Origin of the sequence: Mesorhizobium koreense, assembly GCF_031656215.1 — a bacterium.
Taxonomy (GTDB): domain Bacteria; phylum Pseudomonadota; class Alphaproteobacteria; order Rhizobiales; family Rhizobiaceae; genus Mesorhizobium_L; species Mesorhizobium_L koreense.
On the sequence record NZ_CP134228.1, the window covers coordinates 168,552 to 192,174 of the forward strand.

Below are 23,623 nucleotides of genomic sequence, written 5' to 3' on the forward strand. Positions count from 1 at the left end.
ATGGTCATGTCGAACTTTCATGTGATTGCCGGGGCAGGCGAAAGATCGGTCGAACTCGCTGTGCGCCGGATCGGTTACGCCGATCTCACCGACGCGCTCAGGCGCGGGCTCGACGATTTCATGACGAAGCCGTCGCACTATGTTTTCCTGTGCCTGATCTATCCGCTGGTCGGTGTCGTTCTCGCGGCCTGGACCTCCGGGCACAACGCGCTGCCGATGCTCTTTCCGCTGATGTCGGGCTTCGCGTTGATCGGACCATTGGCGGGCGTCGGTCTGTATGAAATCAGCCGCAGGCGGGAACTCGGCATGGACATGTCCTGGAAACATGCGCTCGAAGTGCGGCATGCTCCGTCGATCCCGTCCATCGTAGCGATGGGCATCTACCTGCTCTGCCTGTTCGTGGCATGGCTGCTCGTCGCCAAGGCGATCTACGTCTGGCAGTTCGGCGACCAGGTTCCCGCCTCGATCGGCAGCTTCTTCCGCGACCTCTTCACCACGCATCAGGGATGGATGGTGATCGTCTGGGGCAACATCGCCGGCTTCGTCTTCGCGGTGATCGTGCTTGCCACCACCGTCATCGCCTTCCCGCTCCTGCTCGACCGCGACGCCGGCGCCTATGAAGCGGTGACGACATCCTTCCGCGCGGTCACCGCCAACCCGGGACCGATGGCGGTTTGGGGCCTGATCGTCGCGGCGGCGCTGGTCGTCGGCTCGATCCCGGTTTTCGCAGGGCTTGCGGTTGTCGTACCGATCCTCGGCCATGCGACGTGGCATCTTTACCGCAAGGTCGTGGAGCCTAGCTCGGTGCCGATACGACGGGCGCGTTCGAAGATGCCAAGGAAATAGCCTTCCGAGCGGAGGACCGGCCGGGGCGGATCGCCGAGGGGAAAAGGCGATCCGCTCCAAACGTTTCTTGGGAGCATGGGCAGTACAACCCCCACTCCGTCCCGCTTCGCGGGCCACCTCTCCCCCACTTTCGTGGGGTAGAGGAAGGGAGTAGAGCCTTGCGGCCGGCGCTTCCTCTCCCCCGTCGAGCGGGGGAGAGGTGGTTTGCGAAGCAAATCGGAGTGGGGGTCGAACTCATATGCGATCGTTGAACCTCGCAGGCGAGGGTCACTCTCCGTCCCATCACGCCAGCAGATGCGCCATCAGCGCACGGAGTTCGGCAGGCTTCACCGGCTTGTGCATCAATTCGATGCCTGACTGGCGCGCCGCGATCGACAGTGCGTCGGACGGGTCGGCGGTGATGATCAGGGCGGGCACGGCGCGGTTCAGATATTGCCGGGCCTCCCCGATGGTGATCGAGCCGAGGTCGCCGTCGTCCAGATGCTGGTCCGCGATGATGAGGTCCGGCACCCAGTCCGTGTCGCCCAGGCACTGAAGCGCCTCGCCGGTAGACGAGGCAACGCGGATCGAACAATGCCAGCGCTCGAGCAGCGCCGCCATCGCCTCCAGAACGGCCACGTCGTTTTCCACGAGCAGGACGCGAACACCGTAGAGCCCGTAGAAGCGGGGCGTCTCGAGGGCACGTATCGGCAGGGCGAGGCGGGCGGCGCGCGCCGCCGCCGGCAAGGCGGCCACCTGGAAGACCGTGCCCTTGCCAAGCCTGGACGTGAACGAGATATCGTGTCCGAGCGCCGAGATCAGGCGCCTGACGATGGCCAGCCCCAGGCCGAGCCCGCCGCTCGACCGCTCCGCCTCGCCGGCATTGCGACCGCGCTGAAATTCCTCATAGACCGCCTCGTACTGTTCCTGCGGGATGCCGATGCCGGTATCGGCGACGGCGACCACGATCCGGCCGGCCTTGCGCCGCACGCCGACGATGACGCCGCCCTTGACCGTATAGCGGAGCGCGTTGGAGATGATGTTTTGCAGCACGCGGCGGTAGAGCATTCGGTCGGTGCGGATGACCGCATCGGTCGTGCGGAAGCGCAACTCCAATCCCTTCTTCGCGGCAAGCGGCGCGAAGTCCGACATCAGCGAGCGGAAGAGCGACTGCAACTCGACATCGGAGATTTCCGGCCGCACAACGCCTGCATCGAGCTTGGAGATGTCGAGAAGGGTGCGAAGCACGTCCTCCATCGTCTCCAGCGCGCGCGAGACCTGGGCGGCAAGCCGGCGTCCGTCTCCCGTGGTCTGCAGATCGGTCAGCGCCGAGATCGACAGATGGGCGGCGTTGAGCGGTTGCAGCACGTCGTGGCTCGCGGCGGCAAGAAAGCGCGTCTTCGACAGATTGGCCTGTTCGGCGGCTTCCTTGGCCAGGGCGAGTTCGTGGTTGGATTGCTCCAGGCGGCGCAGCGTCGAGCGCAATTCGTCGGTGCGCTCGCGGATGCGGCTTTCGAGATTGATCGCCGTCTGGAACAGCGAAAAGGCGTTGGCCTGCTGGTCCATCGAGCGCTCGACACGGCCGATCAGCGCCTCGTTGATCCGCCTGAGGCGCTCGATATCGGCAATATCGTTCAGAGCCATGTCAGTTCGTCACTACGACCTACTCGGCGGCCTCGGCGCGCGCCGCCGGACGCCGCTTCCCGAAGGCGATGCCGGTCAGCGTCTGGTTCAGGTGCATGGACTGGTATTGCTCGCCATAGGTGCCGAAGCCGACGACATTGTATTTGCGGTAAAGCTCGGCCATCGGGCGCATGATCTGACGGTTGGCAGCATCCACACGGCGATAGCAGCAGTCGAAGCCGAGCACCATGTCGATACCGTCCAGCCGCCGGTCGAGACCGTCAAGCGCGGTGCGCGTCGATTCGACCATGCCGCGCGCCTCGGCGAGCGTCAGCACGACACCGTCGTCGATGGCGCAGGCGAAGGCCAGCGACCCGTCCTCGCCGACACCGCGGATGGCGCGGCAGAAATATTCGCCGCCGACGCGCACCACCACGGGGGAAGAGGCGAAGCTCATCTGCGACAGCGAGCCGGCATCCTTGCCGAGCGCCTCGGCATATTCGATCGCCGCCGGCCGGGCGTTGAATTCCGATACGACGCGCCGGTCCGCCTCGGACGCGGTGACGACGAACTTGGCGTCGGTCGGGATGAAATTATCGGTCTTGAAGATGCTGAAGGGGATATCGGTCGCGACGAGGAAGATGATGGCGCTGTCGGAGCAGACAGCGCCGTTGTGGAAAAGCACCGGCTTTTGCCATTTCAGATCGTCGCCGGCCGAGCCGCCGACGAGCGGAATGGCGTCCAGCGCCCAATGGATGGCGGCGGTCACCGCCTCCTCGGCAAACGACATGCCGTCGATCAGGCACATGGCGAAGCGTCGGCGGCCCGGCCCGCCGTCGCCGCAATCGTCCAGTTCGCGAATGAGTCGCTCCACCTCGTCCGCGACGATATGCATGCCCGACGTCGATATGTCCTCGATCAGCGCCGAACGGACGGTGAAATGCGCCGCCGGCAGGAGCAGCGCCAGCGCCTCCCCGTCGCCGATCCCTTCGGGCGTTATCTCGCCGGCCGTCGTGCAGCCGGCATGCGCAAGGCCCGGCGCGTGCTTGCGCATCGCCGCCTCGATGGCTTTCGAAGTGAAGAGCGACGGCGAATGGAAGATGAAGGCGAAGCCCGCGCCGTGCCTTTCGGCCTCCTCGGCGACCATTCGCGCGAACCCGTCGGCGCCGATGCCGGGCGCGGTGAGCGCGACGATGCCGCAATCATATTGGGTACGCTCGGTCACCACGTGACCATCTCCCTGACGACCGGCCCTCCTCGACCGGGTATTTTCCATCATCGCCGGCAATTTCGCGTTTGGCAACTTGCGTCGGAAGCCATCTTCGGTCGAAAGTACAATATGACGTGTTCATGCCGGACTGCATTGTCGTGGTAGTTTCGGCCGGTCGCGGCAATCGCTAATATGCGGAGGCGTCCCGATCCGGGATCGGCGCATCCGGAAATCAGGCCCGAAATTTGGGGAGGACACATGTCGGACGTATCGCTTGTAGTGAATGGCCGGAAAGTATCGGGCTCGGTCGAGGACCGGACGCTGCTGGTACATTTCCTGCGCGAGAATCTCGGCCTCACCGGCACGCATGTCGGCTGCGACACCTCGCAGTGCGGCGCCTGCGTCGTGCATGTCGACGGCAAGGCGGTGAAGTCCTGCACCATGCTCGCCGTGCAGGCCTCGGGCTCGGAGGTCACCACGATCGAGGGGCTGGCGAATGGCGGGGACCTGCATCCGGTTCAGGCCGCCTTCAAGGAGAATCACGGGCTGCAGTGCGGCTTCTGCACGCCGGGCATGATCATGACCACGGTGGACATGATCGCGCGCCACCCCGAAGGGCTCGACGAGGCGACGGTGCGCCACGAACTCGAGGGCAATATCTGCCGCTGCACGGGCTATCACAACATCGTCAAATCGGTGCTCGCCGCATCGAAGACGATGGCGAAGGGATCGAAGGGCAAGGCGAAGAAGGCGGCTTGAAGAACGAATAGGGAGTAGCGAATAGCGAATACGGTCTCGATCCCGGTCGCAGTCGCTCTTTTCCCTACTCGCTATTCGCCACTCCCTATTCGCTTCTGACAGTTCTGGAGGAGCACTCACATGGGTATCGAAGGTATCGGCGCACGCGTTGCGCGCAAGGAAGACAGGCGTTTCATCACCGGCGCCGGCAGCTATGTCGACGACATGGTCGTTCCGGGCATGAAGCACGCGGCGTTCGTGCGCAGCCCCTACGCGCATGCCGATTTGAAGAAGATCGACGTGAAGGCGGCCGAGGCCATGCCGGGCGTCATCGCCGTGCTCACCGGCAAGCAGCTCAAGGCCGACGGCATCGGCAACCTGATCTGCGGCTGGATGATCCATTCCAAGGACGGCTCGCCGATGAAGATGGGTGCGTGGTCGCCGCTGGCGGTCGACCGGGTGCGCTATGTCGGCGACGCGGTAGCGATCGTCGTGGCCGAGACCAAGGGCCAGGCGCGCGACGCCGCCGAAGCGGTCGAGGTTACCTACAAGGAGAAGAAGGCCGTCACCGACGCCGTGCAGGCGCTGAAGAAGGGCGCGCCGCAGCTTCATCCCGAGGCCGAAAACAACCTGATCTTCGACTGGGATATCGGCGACGCCAAGGCGGTGGACGAGGCGATCGCCAAGGCGGCGCATGTGACGAAGATCCATATCGTCAACAACCGGCTCATCCCGAACGCTATGGAGCCGCGCGCCGCGCTTGGCCACTACAACAAGGCCGAGGATCACTACACCTGCTGGACCACCAGCCAGAACCCGCATGTGGCGCGCCTCGTCATGAGCGCGTTCTACAATGTCGCGCCGGAAAACAAGTTACGCGTCATCGCGCCGGATGTCGGCGGCGGCTTCGGCTCCAAGATCTACATCTACCCGGAAGAGATCATCTGCCTGTGGGCTTCAAAGCGCGCCGGCGTGCCGGTCAAATGGGTGGCCGATCGCACGGAAAGCTTCCTGTGCGACGCGCATGGCCGCGACCATGTCTCCGAAGTTCAGCTGGCGCTCGACAAGAACAACAAGGTCACCGCGCTCAAGGTCGACACGATCGCCAATCTCGGCGCCTACATGTCGCTCTTCTCTTCCTCGGTGCCGACCTACCTCTACGCGACGCTCCTGTCGGGCCAGTACGACATCCCGGCCATCCATTGCAACGTGCGCACGGTCTACACCAACACCGCGCCGGTGGACGCCTATCGCGGCGCCGGCCGGCCCGAGGCGTGCTACCTGATCGAGCGCACGATGGAGACGGCGGCGCGCGAAATCGGCATGAGTCCGGCCGAGTTCCGCCGCATCAACTTCATCACGCAGTTCCCGCATCAGACGCCGGTCATCATGAACTATGACACCGGCGATTTCAGCGCCTCCCTCAATGCGGCGATGAAGGAGGCCGACTATGCCGGCTTCCCGAAGCGCCGCGAGGCGGCGAAGAAGCGCGGCAAGCTGAGGGGCATCGGCTTCTCCTGCTACATCGAGGCCTGCGGCATTGCGCCGTCGAAGGCGGTCGGCTCGCTCGGCGCCGGCGTCGGGCTTTGGGAATCGGCCGAGGTCCGCGTCAACGCCGTCGGCACGATCGAGGTCCTGACCGGCTCGCACAGCCACGGCCAGGGCCACGAGACGACCTTTGCGCAATTGGTCAACCAGCGCCTCGGCGTCCCGATCGACAGCGTTTCCATCGTCCATGGCGACACCGACAAGGTGCAGATGGGCATGGGCACCTACGGCTCGCGCTCCGGCGCGGTCGGCATGAGCGCCATTTCCAAGGCGATCGACAAGGTCGAGGCCAAGGCCAAGAAAATCGCCGCGCATCTGATGGAAGCCGACGAGGCCGACATCGTCATCGAGAACGGCGAACTGAAGGTGGCCGGCACCGACAAGAGCCTGCCCTGGTTCCAGGTGGCGCTCGCCTCCTACACCGCGCACAACCTTCCGGACGGTATGGAGCCCGGCCTGAAGGAGACAGCCTTCTACGATCCGTCGAACTTCACCTTCCCGGCCGGCTGCTACATCTGCGAGGTCGAGATCGATCCCGATACGGGCGTGACCGAGATCGTCCAGTTCGTCGCCGCCGATGATTTCGGCAACATCATCAATCCGATGATCGTCGAGGGCCAGGTCCATGGCGGCATCGCCCAGGGCGTCGGCCAGGCGCTGCTCGAAGGTTGCCGCTACGACGAGACTTCGGGCCAGCTCGTCACCGCGAGCTACATGGATTACACCATGCCGCGCGCCGACGATCTGCCGTCCTTCAAGGTATCGACCTCGAACACGCCCTGCCCCGGCAATCCACTCGGCATGAAGGGCTGCGGCGAGGCCGGCGCCATCGGCTCACCGCCGGCGGTGATCAACGCCATCACCGACGCGATCGGCGACAACGAGATGACGATGCCGGCGACGCCCTTGAAGGTGTGGTCGGCACTGAAGGCAGCGACAAGGCATTGAACAAGAGCGAATAGCGAATAGGGGGTGGCGAATAGGGGAGATTGAGCGAAAGCGATCGAAGGTAGAAATCCCTACTCGCTATTCGCTACTCACTATTCGCTCTCGCCCGAAGGGAGAAAATCACAATGTATTCCGTCAACTACCACCGCGCCTCATCCGTCGCCGACGCCGTCAAGCTCGCCAAAAAGGGCGATGACGTAAAATTCCTCTCCGGCGGCATGACGCTCCTGCCGGCCATGAAGACAAGGCTCGCCGCGCCGAGCGACCTCGTCGATCTCGGCCGCATCGCCGACCTGAAAGGCATCAAGGTATCCGGCAAGAACGTCACCATCGGCGCCGGCACCACCCACGCCGAAGTGGCCGCAAACGAGAAGCTCAGGGCCGTCTGCCCGGCAGTCTCGGATCTCGCCGCCCATATCGGCGACCCGGCCGTGCGCCACAGGGGCACGATCGGAGGCTCGATCGCCAACAACGATCCGGCGGCGGATTATCCGGCAGCCCTTCTGGCGCTCGACGCGACGGTGGTCACCAACAAGCGCGAGATCGCGGCGGCGAAATTCTTCACCGGCCTGTTCGAGACAGCACTGAAAGACGGCGAGATCGTCACGGCAGTGAAGTTTTCAGCGCCCGCCAAGGCCGGATACGAAAAATTCCGTAACCCGGCCTCGCGCTACGCCATGACCGGTGTCTTCGTCGCCAAGGGCAAGGCCAACGGTAAGGACGATGTGCGCGCCGCGGTGACAGGTGCCGGGGAAGACGGCGTCTTCCGCTCGAAGGAGATCGAGGCGGCGCTGTCGAAGAAGTTCGACGCCTCCGCGCTTGAAGGCGTAACCGTCCCCTCGAAGAAGCTGATGTCCGACATCCACGCCTCCTCCGATTATCGCGCCGCGCTCGTCGTGGTGATGGCGAAACGCGCGGTGGCGAAGGCGAACGGGTAAGAGGACGTCCGCCCTTCCTGGAAGGGCTTCGGATATTGAAGTTCGACCCCCACTCCGATCGGCTGCGCCGACCACCTCTCCCCCGTTCGACGGGGGAGAGGAAACGCCGGCAGCAAGGCTGGGCACCTTTCCTCTACCCCACGAATCTGGGGGAGAGGTGGCGCGCGAAGCGCGACGGAGTGGGGGTAATCCAGCCATATGCGACTATCCCGCCCTTGTGAGAGGGATTAAGGGTGTGGGTGGCGGCTTCACAAATCCACCGACCCCCAAAGGGGAGGCTGCCAACTGCCCGGCGGCCTTCTACGAAAGGTGTAGCCGACGCGCCCGCTCCCGCCCTCATTGCATGCCTGCCTTGCGATTGCGCCGGTTGACGGCAGGGCTTGACGGTGTCCATCATCCCCACATCCAGGTGCCCGCAGGGGTGGCGGCGCCGAGACAATTGTTTGGGATGGGAATATGGCGCAAGCGGAAATCGGCCTCATCGGCCTTGGGGTCATGGGCTCGAACCTCGCCCTCAACATCGCCGAGAAGGGCTACGCGATCGCCGTCTACAACCGCACAACCTCCAAGACAGGCGCGTTCTTCGAAAATGCCGGCGAGTTGCGCGAGCGCATCGTGCCCTGCACGCGGCTCGAAGGGCTGGTGAAGGCGATCCGGCCACCGCGCCCCATCATCCTGATGGTCTCCGCCGGACAGGCGGTGGACGAGGAGATCACCAAGCTGCGGCCGTTCCTGTCGGAAGGCGACATCGTCATCGACGCCGGCAACGCCAATTTCCACGACACGATGCGCCGCTTCGGCGATCTGGAAGGCTCCGGCCTCTCCTTCATCGGCATGGGCGTCTCCGGCGGTGAGGAGGGTGCGCGTCACGGCCCGTCGATCATGCCCGGCGGCGACAAGAAGGCCTATGGCCGCGTCAAGGGCATCCTGAATGCGATCGCCGCGAAATTCGACGGCGAACCCTGCTGCGCCTGGCTCGGCGCGGGCGGCGCTGGCCATTTCGTCAAGACCATCCATAACGGCATCGAATATGGCGACATGCAGATGATCGCGGAGATCTACGGCATCTTCCGCGACGGGTTGAAGATGAAGCCGAAGGACATCGCCAAGATCTTCGCCAAATGGAACGAGGGCCGGCTGAATTCCTACCTGATCGAGATCACGGCCTCGGTGCTGGACACAACCGACCCGAAGACCGGCAAGCCGATGGTCGACCTTATCCTCGACCGTGCCGGACAGAAGGGCACCGGCCGCTGGTCGGCCATCGAGGCGCAGCAAATGGGCGTGCCGGCAACCGCGATCGAGGCGGCGGTGGCGGCGCGCAGCCTGTCTGCGATGAAGGACGAGCGCGAAGCCGCCGAGAAGCTCTACAAGCGCAAGGTCAGCCTCCCCGAGCAGAAGCCGCTACCGGCCGGCGACCTTGAACTGGCGCTCTTCGCGGGCAAGATCGCCGCCTACGCGCAGGGGTTCGCGGTGATGGAAGCCGCCTCACGCGAATTCAAGTGGAAGCTGCCCATGCCGACCATCGCCAAGATCTGGCGGGCCGGCTGCATCATCCGCTCGCAGTTCCTCGACACGATCGCCGAAGCCTACAAGGCCGGCCCGGTGACGAACCTTCTGGTCGCGCCGAGCTTCGTGAAGATGATGGCCGAGGCGCATCCGTCGCTGCGCCGCACCGTCGCCTGGGCGGCCGAAGCCGGATTGCCGGTGCCGGCGCTCTCCTCGGCGCTCGCCTATTTCGACGCCTACCGGCAGGGCCGCGGCACCGCCAACCTCATCCAGGGCCAGCGCGATTTCTTCGGCGCCCACGGCTTCGAGCGCATCGACATGAAGGGCGAGCAGCATGGCCCGTGGGGCGGCCACGGATAGTTTTGGTTTGGGTGCGTCCTTCGAGGCTCGCTGCGCTCGCACCTCAGGATGAGGGACGTTGGTGCTCTACGGCCTTAATCGAGTTGAACCGAACAACGCCGTTAGACAAAGCGCAGCACCGACCGTCCTCATCCTGAGGTGCGAGCGCAGCGAGCCTCGAAGGACGCACCATCGGCCATCAACAGGCTCACTGGACAATCGACACCCACTGATTTCTGCAGCGACACGCTGCCCGCTCATCCCTCTCTCGCCGGCTTGTCCGGAACACTCAAACTCTGCAGCGATTTGACGTCGGCACCCCCGATCCGTTTCAGGACGGCCGAGGAGAGTTCGCGCCCGGCGAGCTTGATATCCTCGTCCACGGTGAAGATCTCGCGGCGGAACCAGTGCAGCAGGCGTGACGACTGCTTGGAGACGAGATCGACGTCGCGGCCGAGCTTCAATCCGGCCTCCTCGATGCCCGCGACAATAGCAAAGGCGGCGCCGCCCGAGCCGCTGACGATGCCGTCCGGTCTGTTCGGCCGGCGCATCAATTCGACCGTCCTCGCCTTGATGTCGCCGATAGCGGTGTCGAGGGTTGCGCCGTTGAACGGCACTTCGCTGGCGCCGGCCTCGAACACGCCTTCGTGGAAGCCGTCGCGCATGTGGTAGTGGTAGGAAAGGGTCGGCGCGGGGCCGAGCAGCGCCAGCTTCCTGCGGCCGGCCGTGATAAGCGCGCGGACCGCATCACGCGCATAAGCGAAATTGTCGAAATCGTGCCAGGGATGCTCCAGCCCCATATGCGTGCGCCCATGCGCGGCAAACGGGAAGCCGTATTCCAGCATGTATTTCACGCGCGGATCGTCGGGCTCCGTGCGCGAGATGATGATGCCGTCGGCCGAGCCGGTCTCCACCACGTAGCGCACCGGCTCCATCGGGTCGTTGCGGCGCGAATAGGGCGTGACGATCAGATGGTAGGGCGTGTCGGCCAGCACCTCCGAGATGCCGTAGATCATGTCGGAACTGAAGCCGGTGACCTCCTGTTCGGTATTCAGGATCAGGCTGATGACATTGGTCTTGCCGGTCCTGAGCCTGACGCCGGCGCGGTTCGGCCGGTAGCCGACCTGCCGCGCGACGAGTTGCACGCGCTTGCGCGTCTCCTCGCCGATCTCCGGCGCATCCTTCAGCGCGCGCGAGACGGTGGTGATGCCGAGCCCGGTCATGAAGGCGATCGTCTTCAGCGTCGGCCGCTCGCCGGCGGGCGTGTCCATGCTTGTCTTCCCGTCCATTCCGATGCCGCCGATAGCATATTTATGAGCAAGTGCGGTCGGAAAAGACAATAATCTGCAACGTTTCAGATGAAAACAATAGCGCCGTTCTGGATCAAGTCGCACCGGCATGCCGCCCCAAATATGCCGACCGGCCGCGTGCACCCTGTGCAGGCGCGGAATCAGCAGATTCAGTAGGTTAGCCTGCTTATCAGCACGGATTATCGCATCGCAGCAACGATTTGATCGCTGACGGCGGCATGGTGACCGCACAATCACATTTTTTCGAGACGAGAAAAAAATCGCGGCGAAAGGCGATTCGGGCGTTGCCTAAGAGTTCCACTTCGCTTAGCCTTCGATCTGCAACGTTTCAGATCGGGAGGAGAGTGATGCGTTACAAGCTCATGATCGCGGCGCTTGCGGCCGCGACTGCCTTTCAGTTTTCCGCGCCCGCCAACGCCACCGACCTCGAGGTCATCCATTGGTGGACCTCGAAGGGCGAATCGCGGGCGGTCGCCGAATTCGCTAAGGCCTTCGACAATGACGGCAAGGGCGACAAATGGGTCGACAGCGCCATCGCGCTCGGCCAGACGGCGCGCGCGACCGTCATGCAGCGCGTGCTCGGCGGCGATCCTCCGGGGGCCGCGCAGTTCAACCCGGGCCGCGAATATGAAGAGCTGATCAAGAACAATCTGCTCCTGCAGCTCGACGACGTCGCCAAGGAAGGCCATTGGGCCGAGGTGATCCGGCCGAAGAAGATCGCCAATGCCTGCCTGGTGGACGGGCACTGGTACTGCGTGCCGGTCAACATCCATTCCTGGCCCTGGGGCTGGTATTCCTACAAGGCGTTCGATGCGGCGAAATTGTCTCACCCGAAGAACTTCGACGAGTTCGTCAAGGACGCGCCGAAGCTGAAGGAGGCCGGCATCATTCCCTTCGCCATCGGCGGTGACGGCAATGGCTGGCAGATCAAGGGCGCCTTCGACCAGATCCTGCTCTACAAGATCGGCATTCCCAAGATGGAGCAGATGTACGGCAAGAAGGATGTCGACATCGTCAACAGCGACGGCGTGAAACAGGCGCTCACGGAACTCAAGGAATTGAAGCCGTTTACCGATAACGGCTACGCCAACCGCAACTGGAACGACACCACCAATCTCGTGATCACCGGCAAGGCCGGGCTGCAGATCATGGGCGACTGGGCACGCGGCGAATTCGCGGCGGCCGGCATGACGGGCGTGAAGGATTTCGGCTGCATGATCGGCCTCGACGAGGACAACCCCATCGTCAGCACAGACGGCGACGTGGTCGTCTTCCCGAAGCAGAAGGACCCCGACAAGGAAGCGGCGCAGAAGCGCCTTGCCGCGCTCCTGATCAGCCCGAAGGTGCAGGTCGCGTTCAACAACGCCAAGGGCTCCATGCCCGTGCGCGGCGACGTGGACATGGCGACGGCGGACCCCTGCATGCAGAAAGCCTTGAAGGCAGTCGACGATCCCAAGCGCATCGCCACCGGCGTGCAGCGGTTCATCACCGAGGATACGTCGAACCAGCTCAACTCGCTCATCACGCAATACTGGGCCGACGATTCCATGACGGCCGAGGCTGCGCAGAAGAAGTTCGCCGACATCATCAAGAACTCGGACTGATAGCGAGAGCGTCGTCCGGCTGAACGTCGGCCGGACGTACCCGAGAGGGCAAGCGCTTATGAAGATCGACCCCCACTCCGTCTCGCTTCGCGAGCCACCTCTCCCCCGCTCGACGGGGTAGAGGAAGCGCCGGCCGCAACGTCGGACACCCTTCCTCTCCCCTACGAAGTGGGGGAGAGGTGGCCGCGAAGCGGACGGAGTGGGGGAAATGTCCTCCTATGCGATGGACCTGCCTTGGAGGGTAACCCCATCCGAAGGCTCGCAAATCCAACCGACTAGCAAGGCGAACAGGGAAGGCCCGATGGCTCGAACCAGGCGACGCTTCAACTACAGCGCGGTCATCGGCACGGTCCCGATGATCCTCGTCGCGGTCGGCGTCTTCGTCATCGGCATCGCCTTCACCTTCTTCTGGTCGTTCACGAGCTCGAAACTCTTCCCCGCCTACGACTTCGTCGGGCTCAAGCAATATTACCGCCTGTGGGCGAGCGACCGCTGGTTGGTCTCCGTCTCCAACATCTGGATCTACGGGCTGCTCACCATCGGCGGTAACATGGTCTTCGGCTTCCTGCTCGCCGTCTTCATGGACCAGAACGTACGCGGCGAGGATCTGCTGCGGTCCGTCTTCCTCTATCCCTTCGCCATGTCGCTGATCGTGACCGGGCTGGTCTGGCAATGGGCGCTCGATCCCAATCTCGGCCTGCAATCCGCGATGCACCATTGGGGCTGGACGAGCTTCCACTTCGCCCCGCTGGTCGATGTCAACACCGCGATCTACGGCCTCGTCGTCGCCGGCATCTGGCAGGGCAGCGGCGTCTCGATGGCGATCATGCTGGCCGGCCTGCGCGGCATCGATTCAGAGGTCATGAAAGCGGCCAAGGTCGACGGCATCCCGCCTTGGCGCACCTATCTCTTCATCGCGCTGCCGATGATGCGCGGCGCGCTCGTCACCGCCTTCGTGCTGCAATGTGTGAACGTGGTGCGCGTCTACGACCTCATCATCGCCATGACCGGCGGCGGCCCGGGCATCTCCACCAACATGCCGGCCGTCTACGTCATCGACATGATCACCTCGAGCCAGAATGTCGGCCAGGGCATGGCCGCCGCTACCATGATGCTGGTGCCGATCATCGTGCTCCTGTCGATCGTCGGTATCGTCGGCTGGCGACGCAGGTTGCGCGCGGAGGCGGACGCATGAGCATGGCCGCAAGCAGCGCCGATATGCGGCCGATCGGTGCCAAGACGCGCGAGAGTGCCCATCGGGAGGCAGAAGGGCCGAAGCCGCCACGCTTGTCGCCAGCCCGCATCGGCATCTATGCCTTCCTCATCGTCTCGGCGCTGTTCTTCCTCATCCCGCTCTACATCATGGTGGTGACGTCGCTGAAGACGATGCCGGAAATCCGCCTCGGTCACCTCTTCAACCTGCCGGCGGAACTAAGCTTCAAGCCATGGACGGACGCCTGGCTGCACGCCTGCACCGGGCGCGACTGCTTCGGGCTGAGCCCCGGTTTCATGAACTCCGTCAAGATCACCGTGCCGAGCGTCATCCTGTCGATCCTGATCGGCTCGATCAACGGCTACGCGCTCTCCTTCTGGCGCTACAAGGGCGCCAACCTGCTTTTCGGCATCCTGCTCTTCGGCGCCTTCGTGCCCTACCAGGTGGTCATCTATCCGCTCATCATCGGCTTCCGCATCATGGGCATCTACTCGACGATGACCTGCATCATCATCGTCCACACCATCTTCGGCATGCCGATCCTGACGCTGCTCTACCGCAATTTCTACGCCGGCCTGCCCATCGAACTGTTCAAGGCGGCGCGCGTGGACGGCGCCGGCTTCTGGAAGACCTTCTTCTACGTCATGGTGCCGATGTCGGTGCCGATCACGATCGTCGCCATCATCATCCAGGTGACGGGCATCTGGAACGACTTCCTGTTCGGCATCATCTTCTCGGGCCGGCCGAACTGGCCGATGACCGTGCAGTTGAACAACATCGTCAACACCACCACCGGCGTCAGGGAATACAACGTCAACATGGCCGCCACGATCCTGACCGCGGCGGTGCCGCTCGCAATCTACTTCATCTCCGGGCGCTGGTTCGTGCGCGGCATCGCCGCCGGCGCGGTGAAGGGCTGAAAAGGAAAAGAATGGCAAGCGTCTCGATCCGCAAGCTTGGCGTCTCCTTCGGCAGCCTCAGCGTGCTGCGCGACCTCGACCTTGAGGTCGCGGAAGGCGAATTCATCGTGCTGCTCGGGCCGTCGGGCTGCGGCAAGTCCACGCTCTTGAACGCCGTTGCCGGCCTGCTCGACATCGACGCCGGGCAGGTCTGGATCGGCGGCAAGAACGTCACCTGGGAAGAGCCCAAGGATCGCGGCATCGGCATGGTCTTCCAGTCCTACGCGCTCTATCCGCGCATGACGGCGGAAGGCAACCTCACCTTCGGCCTCAGGGTGGCCGGCGTCGCGAAGGACGAGATCGCCCGCCGCGTCGCCCGCACCGCCGAACTCCTGCAGATCGAGCCGCTTCTGAAGCGCCGCCCGGCGGAGCTTTCGGGCGGCCAGCGCCAGCGCGTCGCGATCGGCCGGGCGCTGGTGCGGGAGGCGGGCGTCTTCCTCTTCGACGAGCCGCTGTCGAACCTCGATGCCAAGCTCAGGACCGAACTGCGTGTCGAACTGAAGAAGCTGCACATGACGCTCGGCTCGACCATGATCTACGTCACCCACGACCAGATCGAGGCGCTGACGCTCGCCGACCGCGTCGCCGTCATGCATCAGGGCGTCATCCAGCAACTCGCGACGCCTAAGGAAATCTACCAGCGGCCGGTGAACCGCTTCGTCGCCGGCTTCGTCGGCTCGCCAGCCATGAATTTCATCTCCGGCGAACTCGTCGCCGACAGCGCGCCGGTCTTGCGCACGCAAGACGGCACGGCGATCCCGCTTTCGGGCTACCCGTTTGCGGAAAAGTCCACCTCCGGCCGGAAGGTCGTTCTCGGTATCCGGCCCGAGCAGATCCATTTCGACGCGCATGCGCAAGGCGCGGCGGCCCTGCCGCTCAAGCTCACGCTGGTCGAGCCGATGGGCGCCGACAGCCTTCTGTGGGGTACGATCGGCACCGAACAGGTGTCGGTCCGCGTCGGACCCGACGAAACACACAAGACAGGCGAAAAAATAAACGTCCATTTCCAGCCGGCGGCGGCCTCCGTCTTCGACGCGGAAACGGGCGAACGGCTGTGACGGCAGGGCGATCGTATATGAGGCTCGAACCCCCACTCCGTCCACTTCGCGGCCACCTCTCCCCCGATCGACGGGGGAGAGGAAGCGCTGGCCGCGAGGCCTGGCTCCCTTCCTCTACCCCACGGATGTGGGGGAGAGGTGGCCGCGAAGCGGACGGAGTGGGGGCATTTCATCCTTGCAAACACACGATAGGAAAAGCAGATGAACTGGTCATTCCAGCTATACAGCGCACGCAATTTCCAACCATGGGATGGCATCCTCGAAATGGTTGCCGACGCCGGCTACAGGCAGGTCGAAGGCTTCGGCGGCGTCTATGACGATCCGCCCGCTTTCCGGAAGAAGATGGACGCCAATGGCCTTTCCATGCCGACCGGCCATTTCGGCATCGACATGCTGGAAAGCGATTTCGCCAAGGCCGGGGACATCGCGAAGACGCTCGGCGTGACCGACATCATCTGCCCCTTCCTGATGCCGGACCAGCGGCCGAAGGACAGGGCCGGCTGGACGGCTTTCGGCAAACGTCTGGCGAAGGCCGGCGCAGCGGCGAAAAAGGCCGGCTTCGATTTCGGCTGGCACAACCACAATTTCGAATTCGAGAAGCTGCCGGACGGCTCGATGCCGATGAATGCGATCCTGGAAGCCGCGCCGGAAATCGGCTGGGAGATAGACGTCGCCTGGGTGGTGCGCGGCGGGGCCGATCCACTCGAATGGATCGACCGCTACGGCTCCCGCATCACCGCCGTCCATGTCAAGGACATTGCGCCGAAAGGCGGGAACGCCGACGAGGATGGCTGGGCCGATGTCGGCCACGGCACCATCGACTGGAAGACGATCATGAAGGCGCTCACCGGCAAGACGCCGGCCAAGGTGTTCATCATGGAGCACGACAAGCCGAGCGATGTCGGGCGCTTCGCGCGCCGTTCGATCGAAGCCGCGAACAGGCTCTGAGGAGATATTATCGACATGGCTAGGAAACTGGGCGTCGGAGTCATCGGCTGCGGCAACATCTCGGCGGCCTATATGCGGCACGCGCCGCTCTTCCGCGGCATCGAGATGCGCGCCTGTGCCGACATCGACATGAAGGCGGCGAAGGCGCGGGCGAAGGAATTTTCGCTACGCGCCGAAACAGTCGCGGAGATCCTCGTCGATCCCGCGATCGACATCATCGTCAATCTCACCATACCGGCGGCGCATTATCTGGTGTTGAAAGCGATCCTTGATGCCGGCAAGCACGTCTATTCGGAAAAGCCTTTCGTGCTCTCGGTAAAGGAAGGGCTCGACCTGAAGCGGCGCGCCGAAAAGCACGGGCTTCGCGTCGGCTCCGCGCCCGATACCTTCCTCGGCGGCGCGCACCAGTTGGCACGCCATCTGATCGACGAAGGCAAGGTCGGCAGGATCACCAGCGGCACCTGTCATGTCATGAGCCACGGCATGGAGCACTGGCACCCGAACCCCGATTTCTTCTTCAAGGCGGGCGGCGGTCCGATCCTCGATCTCGGCCCGTATTACATCTCGAACCTCGTCCAGTTGATCGGGCCCGTGAAGGGCGTGGCGGCGCTGACCGCCATTCCGGCGCGCGAACGCATCATCACGTCGAAGCCCCGCGCCGGCCAGAAGATCACGGTCGAGACGCCGACGACCATCCATGCGCTGCTCGAATTCAAGAGCGGCGCCGTCGTCACCTTCAACGCGAGCTGGGACGTGTGGCTGCACAATCACGCGCCGATGGAGCTCTATGGCGAGGAAGGCACGCTCTATGTGCCCGACCCGAACTTCTTCGGCGGCCAGGTGGCGATCTCGAAGCGTGACAAGCCGGTGAAGAAGCTGCCGCGCTGGGACCATCCCTTCGCCGTGCCGAACCAGGATTCGCCGCGCGGGCCGCTTGCCAATTACCGCGCGGCGGGATTGGCCGATATGGCGCTCGCCATCGCCGAGGGACGGCCGCACCGTTGTTCCATGGAAGCGGCGCTGCACGCCATCGAGGTGATGACCGGGATATTGAAATCGGGCGAGACCGGAAAATTCGTGCCCATGCAGACGACATGCGAGCGACCGGCGGCGCTTGACATCAAGGCCGCGAAGGGGCTGCTTGCAAAGCGCTGAACCTGCCTTTTGGCAAGGATAGTCGCCTATGAAATTCGACCCCCACTCCGATCAGCTACGCTGACCACCTCTCCCCCGCTCGACGGGGGAGAGGAAACGGCGCCAACGGTGCGGCCGGCTTTCCTCTCCCCTTTTGAGGGGGAGAGGTGCCGAGCGAAGCGAGGCGGAGTGGGGGTCTTGCCCTACAATGCAAGGAACTCCCCATGCCCTACACCCCCGCCGAAAACCGCTACCAGAACATGCGCTACAACCGCTGCGGCCGCTCCGGGCTGAAGCTGCCGGCGATCTCGCTCGGCCTGTGGCACAATTTCGGCGGCGACACGCCGCACCAGACCAAGCGGGCGCTATGCAGGACGGCTTTCGACCTCGGCATCACCCATTTCGATCTCGCCAACAATTACGGCCCGCCGCCCGGCTCGGCTGAAGAAGCGTTCGGAGAAATCCTGCGCACCGACTTCGCCGGTTATCGCGACGAGCTGATCATCTCCTCGAAGGCGGGCTACAATATGTGGCCCGGACCCTACGGCGAATGGGGCAGCCGCAAATACCTGATCGCCAGCCTCGACCAGAGCCTGAAGCGGATGGGGCTCGACTATGTCGATATCTTCTATTCGCACCGCTTCGACCCGGAGACACCACTGGAAGAGACGATGATGGCGCTCGACCACGCGGTGCGCTCCGGCCGCGCGCTCTATGCCGGCATCTCGTCCTATAATTCGCAGCGCACGCAGGAAGCCGCCGCCATCCTGCGCCAGCTTGGCACGCCCTGCCTCATCCACCAGCCGAGCTATTCCATGATCAACCGCTGGGTGGAGGAAGACGGGCTGCTCGACACGCTGGAAGGGCTTGGCATCGGCTCGATCGTGTTCTCGCCGCTCGCACAAGGCATGTTGAGCAACAAGTACCTGAACGGCATCCCCGAGGACAGCCGCGCCGCCCAAGGCAAGTCGCTCCGGAAATCCTTCATCAACGAGAAGACCATCGCCAATATCAAGGCACTCAACGGCATCGCCGAAAAGCGCGGCCAGACGCTCGCGCAGATGGCGCTCGCCTGGGTGCTGCGTGGCGGCCATGTCACCTCCGCGCTGATCGGCGCCAGCCGGCCGCAGCAGATCGAGGACAGCGTCGGCGCGCTGAAGAATCTCGAATTCTCACAAGCCGAGCTGAAGGAGATCGACCAATACGCGCGCGAGGGCGACATCAACATCTGGGCGGCGTCGGCGGAGCGGAAGGGGCCGGCGCGATAGCAGGATGGTGCGTCCTTCGAGGCTCGCCCACCAACACACCGGGTGCGATTCCACGGCCGCAGTGCGGGCTCGCACCTCAGGATGAGGGAGGTGGGAGCCATGGCCCCGGCAGCTATAGGCCAAAGGGCAGGAGCACTATCCCGGCGATTGATTGGCCGACCCGGCTCCCACCTTCCTCATCCTGGGGCGCGAGCCCGCACTGCATCGAGAGAACGAAGCCATGCCCTTGCGGGGCGAGCCTCGAAGGACGCACGGCTTTTCACACCCATGAGACTTTGCCCATGATCCGGAACCCTATCCTGCCCGGTTTCAATCCCGATCCGTCGATCTGCCGGGTCGGGCGGGACTACTATATCGCGACCTCGACCTTCGAATGGTATCCGGGCGTCCAGATCCACCACTCGACCGATCTCGCTAACTGGCGGCTCGCCGCCCGGCCGCTCGACCGGGCGAGCCTGCTCGACATGCGCGGCAATCCGGATTCCTGCGGCATCTGGGCGCCGTGCCTGTCTTACGCCGGCGGGCTCTTCTGGCTCGTCTATACCGACGTCAAGCGCTATGACGGCAACTTCAAGGACGCGCACAACTACATCACCACCGCGCCTTCGGTGACCGGCCCCTGGTCGGACCCCGTCTACGTCAATTCGAGCGGCTTCGACCCGTCGCTCTTCCACGACGATGACGGGCGGAAATGGTTCCTCAACATGCTCTGGAACCATGTCTCGAACGGCATCGGCGGCCATCCGAAGCATCCGTCCTTCGCCGGCATATTGCTGCAGGAATACGATGCCAAGGCCGGCCGGCTTGTCGGCAAGGCGAAGAACATCTTCCGCGGCAGCGCGCACGGGCTGGTCGAGGGACCGCACCTCTTCAGGCGTCACGGCTGGTACTATCTCACCACGGCCGAAGGCGGCACCGGCTACGACCACGCCGTCACCATGGCGCGTTCACGGGCGATCGACGGGCCTTATGAACTGCACCCCGATACCCACGTCATCACCTCGAAGGATGCGCCCGACGCACCGCTGCAGCGCGCCGGCCACGGCCAGATCGTGGAGACGCCGGAGGGCGCGTTCTATCACACGCATCTGACCTCGCGGCCGCTGCCGGGCACGCGGCGCTCGCCGCTCGGGCGCGAGACGGCGATCCAGAAATGCGTATGGGGAAAGGACGGCTGGCTGAGGCTCGCCGATGGCGGGCCGGTGCCGTCGGTCGAGGTGCCCGCGCCGGACGACGCGGCGCATATACCCGGCCCGGCGCGCGTGGACTATGCGTTCGACGAGACGGCGCTGCCGCTCGACTTCCAGTGGCTGCGAACGCCCTATCCGAAGCGCATTTTCTCGCTGACGGCGCGGCCGGGACACCTGCGTCTCTTCGCGCGGGAATCCATCGGAAGCTGGTTCGAGCAGGCGCTGGTGGCGCGGCGGCAGGAGCATTTTTCCTTCCGCGCCGAGACGCGCATCGACTTCCGGCCGGAGAATTTCCAGCAGGCGGCCGGCCTCATCCACTACTACAACCGGCACAAATTCCACTTCCTCGCCGTGACGCATGACGCGCGGCACGGTCGCGTGCTCACCATCATGAGCTGCCCCGGCGACTGGCCGGACGGGCGGCTCACCTTCCCGCTCTCCGAGCCGGTCGCGCTGCCGGCGGAAGGGCCGGTCGAGCTTGCCATGGAGGTGCAGGACGCCGCGCTGCGATTCTACTGGCGGACCCGGGAACGAGGCGCCGATTGGCAGGCCATCGGCCCCGTGCTCGACGCCAGCCTGATCTCCGACGAGGCGGGCCGAGGCGAGCACGGCTCGTTCACCGGCGCGTTCGTCGGCATGGCGGCCTTCGATATTTCAGGCTCCGGGCAGCCGGCCGATTTCGACCGTTTCAGCTATAAGGCAAAAGAATAGCGGGGCGGCGAGGTTGCCGCCCTGGTCGGAAGCTCAGGCCGAGTGGGAGGAAGGCGCGGCGGGGCGTCCGGGGACTGTGCGCAGCTTCTTCTTCGGAGCCGGGAGCAGCCCTTCGCGCTGCGCCTGCTTGCGGGCGGCCTTGCGCGAACGGCGAATGGCCTCGGCCTTCTCGCGGGCGCGGCGCTCCGACGGCTTCTCATAGGAACGGCGGGCGCGCATCTCGCGGAACACGCCTTCGCGCTGCATCTTCTTCTTGAGGACCCTCAGGGCCTGTTCGACATTGTTATCGCGTACGAGTACCTGCAATGAATCATCCTGACGTTCGAGTAACGTGATACGCCGCGAGGCGGCGCAGGCGGTTTTATGATGATGCGCCACATATAGGGCGGCGCCGGCGGCACGGCCAGAGCGGCGGCCGCATATCGGGGTGTCTTGACGACGAAGCGGCATTAACACCTTTCGCCGCCCATGCCCACCCCCCGTGCAGGGCGATTGCATGTGGAATTGGCGCGGCCGTTTACCCCCACCCTAACCCCTCCCCACAAGGAGGAGGGGAACTCGGCCCAGCGTCGCATGGCGCAAACGTCGATCATTGTAGCCCGGGACATCATGTCGGCGTCTCCCTTCCCCCTTGGCCCACTTGTGGGGAGGGGACAGGGGTGGAGGTTCCCCTGCGCCACGCGATCCGCGGCGGAATTCCCGCTTCCCAGCGCGGGCCGAAATCTCTATACGCGCGGCCATGACGACACCGCTCGACCACATCCGCAACTTCGCCATCGTCGCCCATATCGACCACGGCAAGTCGACGCTCGCCGACCGGCTGATCCAGATGACGGGCGGGCTCGACCTGCGCGAGATGAAGGAGCAGGTGCTCGATTCGATGGATATCGAGCGCGAGCGCGGCATCACCATCAAGGCGCAGACCGTGCGCCTGCACTACAAGGCCAGGAACGGCGAGGAATACGTCCTGAACCTCATCGACACGCCCGGCCATGTCGATTTTGCCTATGAGGTGTCGCGGTCGCTCGCCGCCTGCGAGGGCTCGCTGCTCGTGGTCGACGCCAGCCAGGGCGTCGAGGCGCAGACGCTCGCCAATGTCTACCAGGCGATCGAGAACGACCACGAGATCGTCGTGGTGCTGAACAAGGTGGACCTGCCCGCCGCCGAGCCCGAGCGCGTCAAGGAACAGGTCGAGGAGGTGATCGGCATCGACGCCTCCCAGGCAGTGATGATCTCGGCCAAGACCGGCCTCGGCGTCGAGGACGTGCTGGAAGCCATCGTCCACCAGCTCCCCGCGCCGAAGACGGGAGACGCGGCCGCCCCGCTCAAGGCCATGCTGGTCGACAGCTGGTACGACCCCTATCTCGGCGTCATCGTCTTGGTGCGGGTGGTCGACGGCGTGCTGAAGAAGGGCCAGACCATCCGCATGATGGGCACCGGCGCCAAATACCCGGTCGAGCGCGTCGGCGTGTTCACGCCGAAGATGGTGCAGGTGGACGAGCTCGGCCCCGGCGAACTCGGCTTCATCACCGCCTCGATCAAGGAAGTCGCCGACACGCGCGTCGGCGACACGATCACCGAGGACCGCCGCCCGACCGGAACCATGCTGCCAGGCTTCAAGCCGGCGCAGCCGGTGGTCTTCTGCGGCCTCTTCCCGGTCGACGCCGCCGATTTCGAGGATCTGCGCGCGGCGATGGGCAAGCTGCGCCTCAACGACGCCTCCTTCTCCTTCGAGATGGAGACCTCGGCCGCGCTCGGCTTCGGCTTCCGCTGCGGCTTCCTCGGCCTCTTACATCTGGAGATCATCCAGGAGCGGCTGGAGCGCGAATTCGACCTCGACCTGATCGCGACCGCGCCCTCGGTCGTGTACAAGCTGCACCTGACCGACGGTACGGAGAAGGAACTGCACAACCCGGCCGACATGCCCGACCCGGTGAAGGTCGCATCGATCGAGGAGCCGTGGATACGCGCCACGATCCTCACCCCCGACGACTATCTCGGCGGCATATTGAAGCTCTGCCAGGACCGGCGCGGCGTCCAGCACGATCTTTCCTATGTGGGCAAGCGCGCCATGCTGACCTACGATTTGCCGCTGAACGAGGTCGTGTTCGACTTCTACGACCGGCTGAAATCCATCTCCAAGGGCTATGCCAGCTTCGACTACCATTTGACCGACTATCGCGAGGGCAACCTCGTCAAGATGTCGGTTCTGGTGAACGGCGAGCCGGTCGACGCGCTCTCCATGATGGTGCACCGCTCGGCGGCGGAAAAGCGCGGCCGCGCGCTTGTGGAGAAGCTGAAGGAGCTGATTCCCAAGCACATGTTTAAGATCCCGCTGCAGGCGGCGATCGGCGGCAGCGTCATCGCTCGCGAGACGATCTCAGCGCTAAGGAAGGACGTGACCGCCAAATGCTACGGCGGCGACGTGACGCGCAAACGCAAGCTTCTGGAAAAGCAGAAGGAAGGCAAAAAGCGCATGCGCCAGTTCGGGAAAGTGGATATTCCGCAGGCGGCGTTCATCGAAGCGCTGAAGATGGGGGATTGAGAAAC

The 23,623-nt window shown here is 64.3% G+C and carries 18 protein-coding genes; 14 read left to right on the plus strand and 4 right to left on the minus strand.

The annotated features are described in order from the left end of the window. The first annotated feature begins 6 nt into the window (after positions 1-6). The gene (locus RBH77_RS00790; protein ID WP_311030223.1) at positions 7-846 is read left to right on the plus strand and encodes a DUF2189 domain-containing protein; all 840 of its coding nucleotides are present in this window, start codon (positions 7-9) and stop codon (positions 844-846) included. A 282-nt stretch (positions 847-1,128) separates the two neighbouring features. Here the strand turns inward: RBH77_RS00790 and RBH77_RS00795 are convergent, their stop codons facing one another. Both RBH77_RS00795 and RBH77_RS00800 read right to left on the minus strand, forming a co-directional pair. After that, positions 1,129-2,469 carry an ATP-binding response regulator gene (locus RBH77_RS00795; protein WP_311030224.1) on the minus strand — a complete coding sequence of 447 codons (1,341 nt, stop codon included), beginning with the start codon at positions 2,467-2,469 and terminating at the stop codon, positions 1,129-1,131. 19 nt (positions 2,470-2,488) lie between these two features. Next, complete coding sequence (locus RBH77_RS00800) at positions 2,489-3,673, minus strand: FIST N-terminal domain-containing protein (RefSeq protein ID WP_311030225.1); 1,185 nt, start codon at positions 3,671-3,673, stop codon at positions 2,489-2,491. A gap of 243 nt (positions 3,674-3,916) precedes the next feature. Between RBH77_RS00800 and RBH77_RS00805 the strand changes: the two genes are divergently transcribed. The 4 genes from RBH77_RS00805 to gnd all read left to right on the plus strand — a co-directional run bounded on the left by RBH77_RS00805 (position 3,917) and on the right by gnd (position 9,699). Beyond that, positions 3,917-4,417: a (2Fe-2S)-binding protein gene (locus tag RBH77_RS00805; protein ID WP_311030226.1), complete on the plus strand. Its 501-nt coding sequence runs from the start codon at positions 3,917-3,919 to the stop codon at positions 4,415-4,417. A gap of 120 nt (positions 4,418-4,537) precedes the next feature. Then, the gene (locus RBH77_RS00810; RefSeq protein ID WP_311030227.1) at positions 4,538-6,892 is read left to right on the plus strand and encodes a xanthine dehydrogenase family protein molybdopterin-binding subunit; all 2,355 of its coding nucleotides are present in this window, start codon (positions 4,538-4,540) and stop codon (positions 6,890-6,892) included. 125 nt (positions 6,893-7,017) lie between these two features. Beyond that, positions 7,018-7,830 (plus strand): FAD binding domain-containing protein, encoded by an 813-nt coding sequence (locus tag RBH77_RS00815; RefSeq protein WP_311030228.1) that lies wholly within the window; start codon positions 7,018-7,020, stop codon positions 7,828-7,830. A 456-nt stretch (positions 7,831-8,286) separates the two neighbouring features. Beyond that, positions 8,287-9,699 carry an NADP-dependent phosphogluconate dehydrogenase gene (gnd, locus tag RBH77_RS00820; protein WP_311030229.1) on the plus strand — a complete coding sequence of 471 codons (1,413 nt, stop codon included), beginning with the start codon at positions 8,287-8,289 and terminating at the stop codon, positions 9,697-9,699. A 236-nt stretch (positions 9,700-9,935) separates the two neighbouring features. Here the strand turns inward: gnd and RBH77_RS00825 are convergent, their stop codons facing one another. Continuing rightward, the gene (locus RBH77_RS00825) at positions 9,936-10,949 is read right to left on the minus strand and encodes a LacI family transcriptional regulator (protein WP_311030230.1); all 1,014 of its coding nucleotides are present in this window, start codon (positions 10,947-10,949) and stop codon (positions 9,936-9,938) included. Positions 10,950-11,335: 386 nt separating this feature from the next. On the opposite strand from RBH77_RS00825, the gene RBH77_RS00830 reads away from it, so the two are divergent. The 8 genes from RBH77_RS00830 (at position 11,336) to RBH77_RS00865 (ending at position 21,073) form a co-directional block, all read left to right on the plus strand. Beyond that, positions 11,336-12,592, plus strand: a complete 1,257-nt coding sequence (locus RBH77_RS00830; protein WP_311030231.1) for an ABC transporter substrate-binding protein — start codon at positions 11,336-11,338, stop codon at positions 12,590-12,592. A gap of 301 nt (positions 12,593-12,893) precedes the next feature. After that, a complete protein-coding gene (locus RBH77_RS00835; protein WP_311030232.1) occupies positions 12,894-13,787 on the plus strand; it encodes a carbohydrate ABC transporter permease in 894 nt (297 codons plus the stop codon). Positions 13,788-13,810: 23 nt separating this feature from the next. Then, a complete protein-coding gene (locus tag RBH77_RS00840) occupies positions 13,811-14,725 on the plus strand; it encodes a carbohydrate ABC transporter permease (RefSeq protein WP_311032696.1) in 915 nt (304 codons plus the stop codon). An 11-nt stretch (positions 14,726-14,736) separates the two neighbouring features. Further along, positions 14,737-15,822, plus strand: a complete 1,086-nt coding sequence (locus RBH77_RS00845) for an ABC transporter ATP-binding protein (RefSeq protein WP_311030233.1) — start codon at positions 14,737-14,739, stop codon at positions 15,820-15,822. Positions 15,823-16,023: 201 nt separating this feature from the next. Beyond that, complete coding sequence (locus RBH77_RS00850) at positions 16,024-16,770, plus strand: sugar phosphate isomerase/epimerase family protein (RefSeq protein ID WP_311030234.1); 747 nt, start codon at positions 16,024-16,026, stop codon at positions 16,768-16,770. 15 nt (positions 16,771-16,785) lie between these two features. Then, positions 16,786-17,925 carry a Gfo/Idh/MocA family protein gene (locus tag RBH77_RS00855; protein WP_311030235.1) on the plus strand — a complete coding sequence of 380 codons (1,140 nt, stop codon included), beginning with the start codon at positions 16,786-16,788 and terminating at the stop codon, positions 17,923-17,925. A gap of 203 nt (positions 17,926-18,128) precedes the next feature. Continuing rightward, positions 18,129-19,172, plus strand: a complete 1,044-nt coding sequence (gene mgrA, locus RBH77_RS00860) for an L-glyceraldehyde 3-phosphate reductase (RefSeq protein ID WP_311030236.1) — start codon at positions 18,129-18,131, stop codon at positions 19,170-19,172. Positions 19,173-19,453: 281 nt separating this feature from the next. Next, positions 19,454-21,073, plus strand: coding sequence for a glycoside hydrolase family 43 protein (locus tag RBH77_RS00865; RefSeq protein ID WP_311030237.1), 1,620 nt, complete (start codon positions 19,454-19,456; stop codon positions 21,071-21,073). Between the two features lie 33 nt (positions 21,074-21,106). Here the strand turns inward: RBH77_RS00865 and rpsU are convergent, their stop codons facing one another. Continuing rightward, a complete protein-coding gene (gene rpsU, locus RBH77_RS00870; protein WP_311030238.1) occupies positions 21,107-21,379 on the minus strand; it encodes a 30S ribosomal protein S21 in 273 nt (90 codons plus the stop codon). Between the two features lie 433 nt (positions 21,380-21,812). Here rpsU and lepA point away from each other — a divergent pair, with 433 nt between their 5' ends. Continuing rightward, complete coding sequence (gene lepA, locus RBH77_RS00875; protein WP_311030239.1) at positions 21,813-23,618, plus strand: translation elongation factor 4; 1,806 nt, start codon at positions 21,813-21,815, stop codon at positions 23,616-23,618. The last annotated feature ends 5 nt before the right edge of the window (positions 23,619-23,623 follow it).

Coding starts and splice junctions, on each gene's coding strand:
- RBH77_RS00790 (WP_311030223.1), top strand. CDS start 7: ATGTCGAACTTTCATGTGATTGCCGGGGCAGGCGAAAGATCGGTCGAA.
- RBH77_RS00795 (WP_311030224.1), bottom strand. CDS start 2,469: ATGGCTCTGAACGATATTGCCGATATCGAGCGCCTCAGGCGGATCAAC.
- RBH77_RS00805 (WP_311030226.1), top strand. CDS start 3,917: ATGTCGGACGTATCGCTTGTAGTGAATGGCCGGAAAGTATCGGGCTCG.
- RBH77_RS00810 (WP_311030227.1), top strand. CDS start 4,538: ATGGGTATCGAAGGTATCGGCGCACGCGTTGCGCGCAAGGAAGACAGG.
- RBH77_RS00815 (WP_311030228.1), top strand. CDS start 7,018: ATGTATTCCGTCAACTACCACCGCGCCTCATCCGTCGCCGACGCCGTC.
- gnd (WP_311030229.1), top strand. CDS start 8,287: ATGGCGCAAGCGGAAATCGGCCTCATCGGCCTTGGGGTCATGGGCTCG.
- RBH77_RS00825 (WP_311030230.1), bottom strand. CDS start 10,949: ATGGACACGCCCGCCGGCGAGCGGCCGACGCTGAAGACGATCGCCTTC.
- RBH77_RS00830 (WP_311030231.1), top strand. CDS start 11,336: ATGCGTTACAAGCTCATGATCGCGGCGCTTGCGGCCGCGACTGCCTTT.
- RBH77_RS00835 (WP_311030232.1), top strand. CDS start 12,894: ATGGCTCGAACCAGGCGACGCTTCAACTACAGCGCGGTCATCGGCACG.
- RBH77_RS00840 (WP_311032696.1), top strand. CDS start 13,811: ATGCGGCCGATCGGTGCCAAGACGCGCGAGAGTGCCCATCGGGAGGCA.
- RBH77_RS00845 (WP_311030233.1), top strand. CDS start 14,737: ATGGCAAGCGTCTCGATCCGCAAGCTTGGCGTCTCCTTCGGCAGCCTC.
- RBH77_RS00850 (WP_311030234.1), top strand. CDS start 16,024: ATGAACTGGTCATTCCAGCTATACAGCGCACGCAATTTCCAACCATGG.
- RBH77_RS00855 (WP_311030235.1), top strand. CDS start 16,786: ATGGCTAGGAAACTGGGCGTCGGAGTCATCGGCTGCGGCAACATCTCG.
- mgrA (WP_311030236.1), top strand. CDS start 18,129: ATGCCCTACACCCCCGCCGAAAACCGCTACCAGAACATGCGCTACAAC.
- RBH77_RS00865 (WP_311030237.1), top strand. CDS start 19,454: ATGATCCGGAACCCTATCCTGCCCGGTTTCAATCCCGATCCGTCGATC.
- lepA (WP_311030239.1), top strand. CDS start 21,813: ATGACGACACCGCTCGACCACATCCGCAACTTCGCCATCGTCGCCCAT.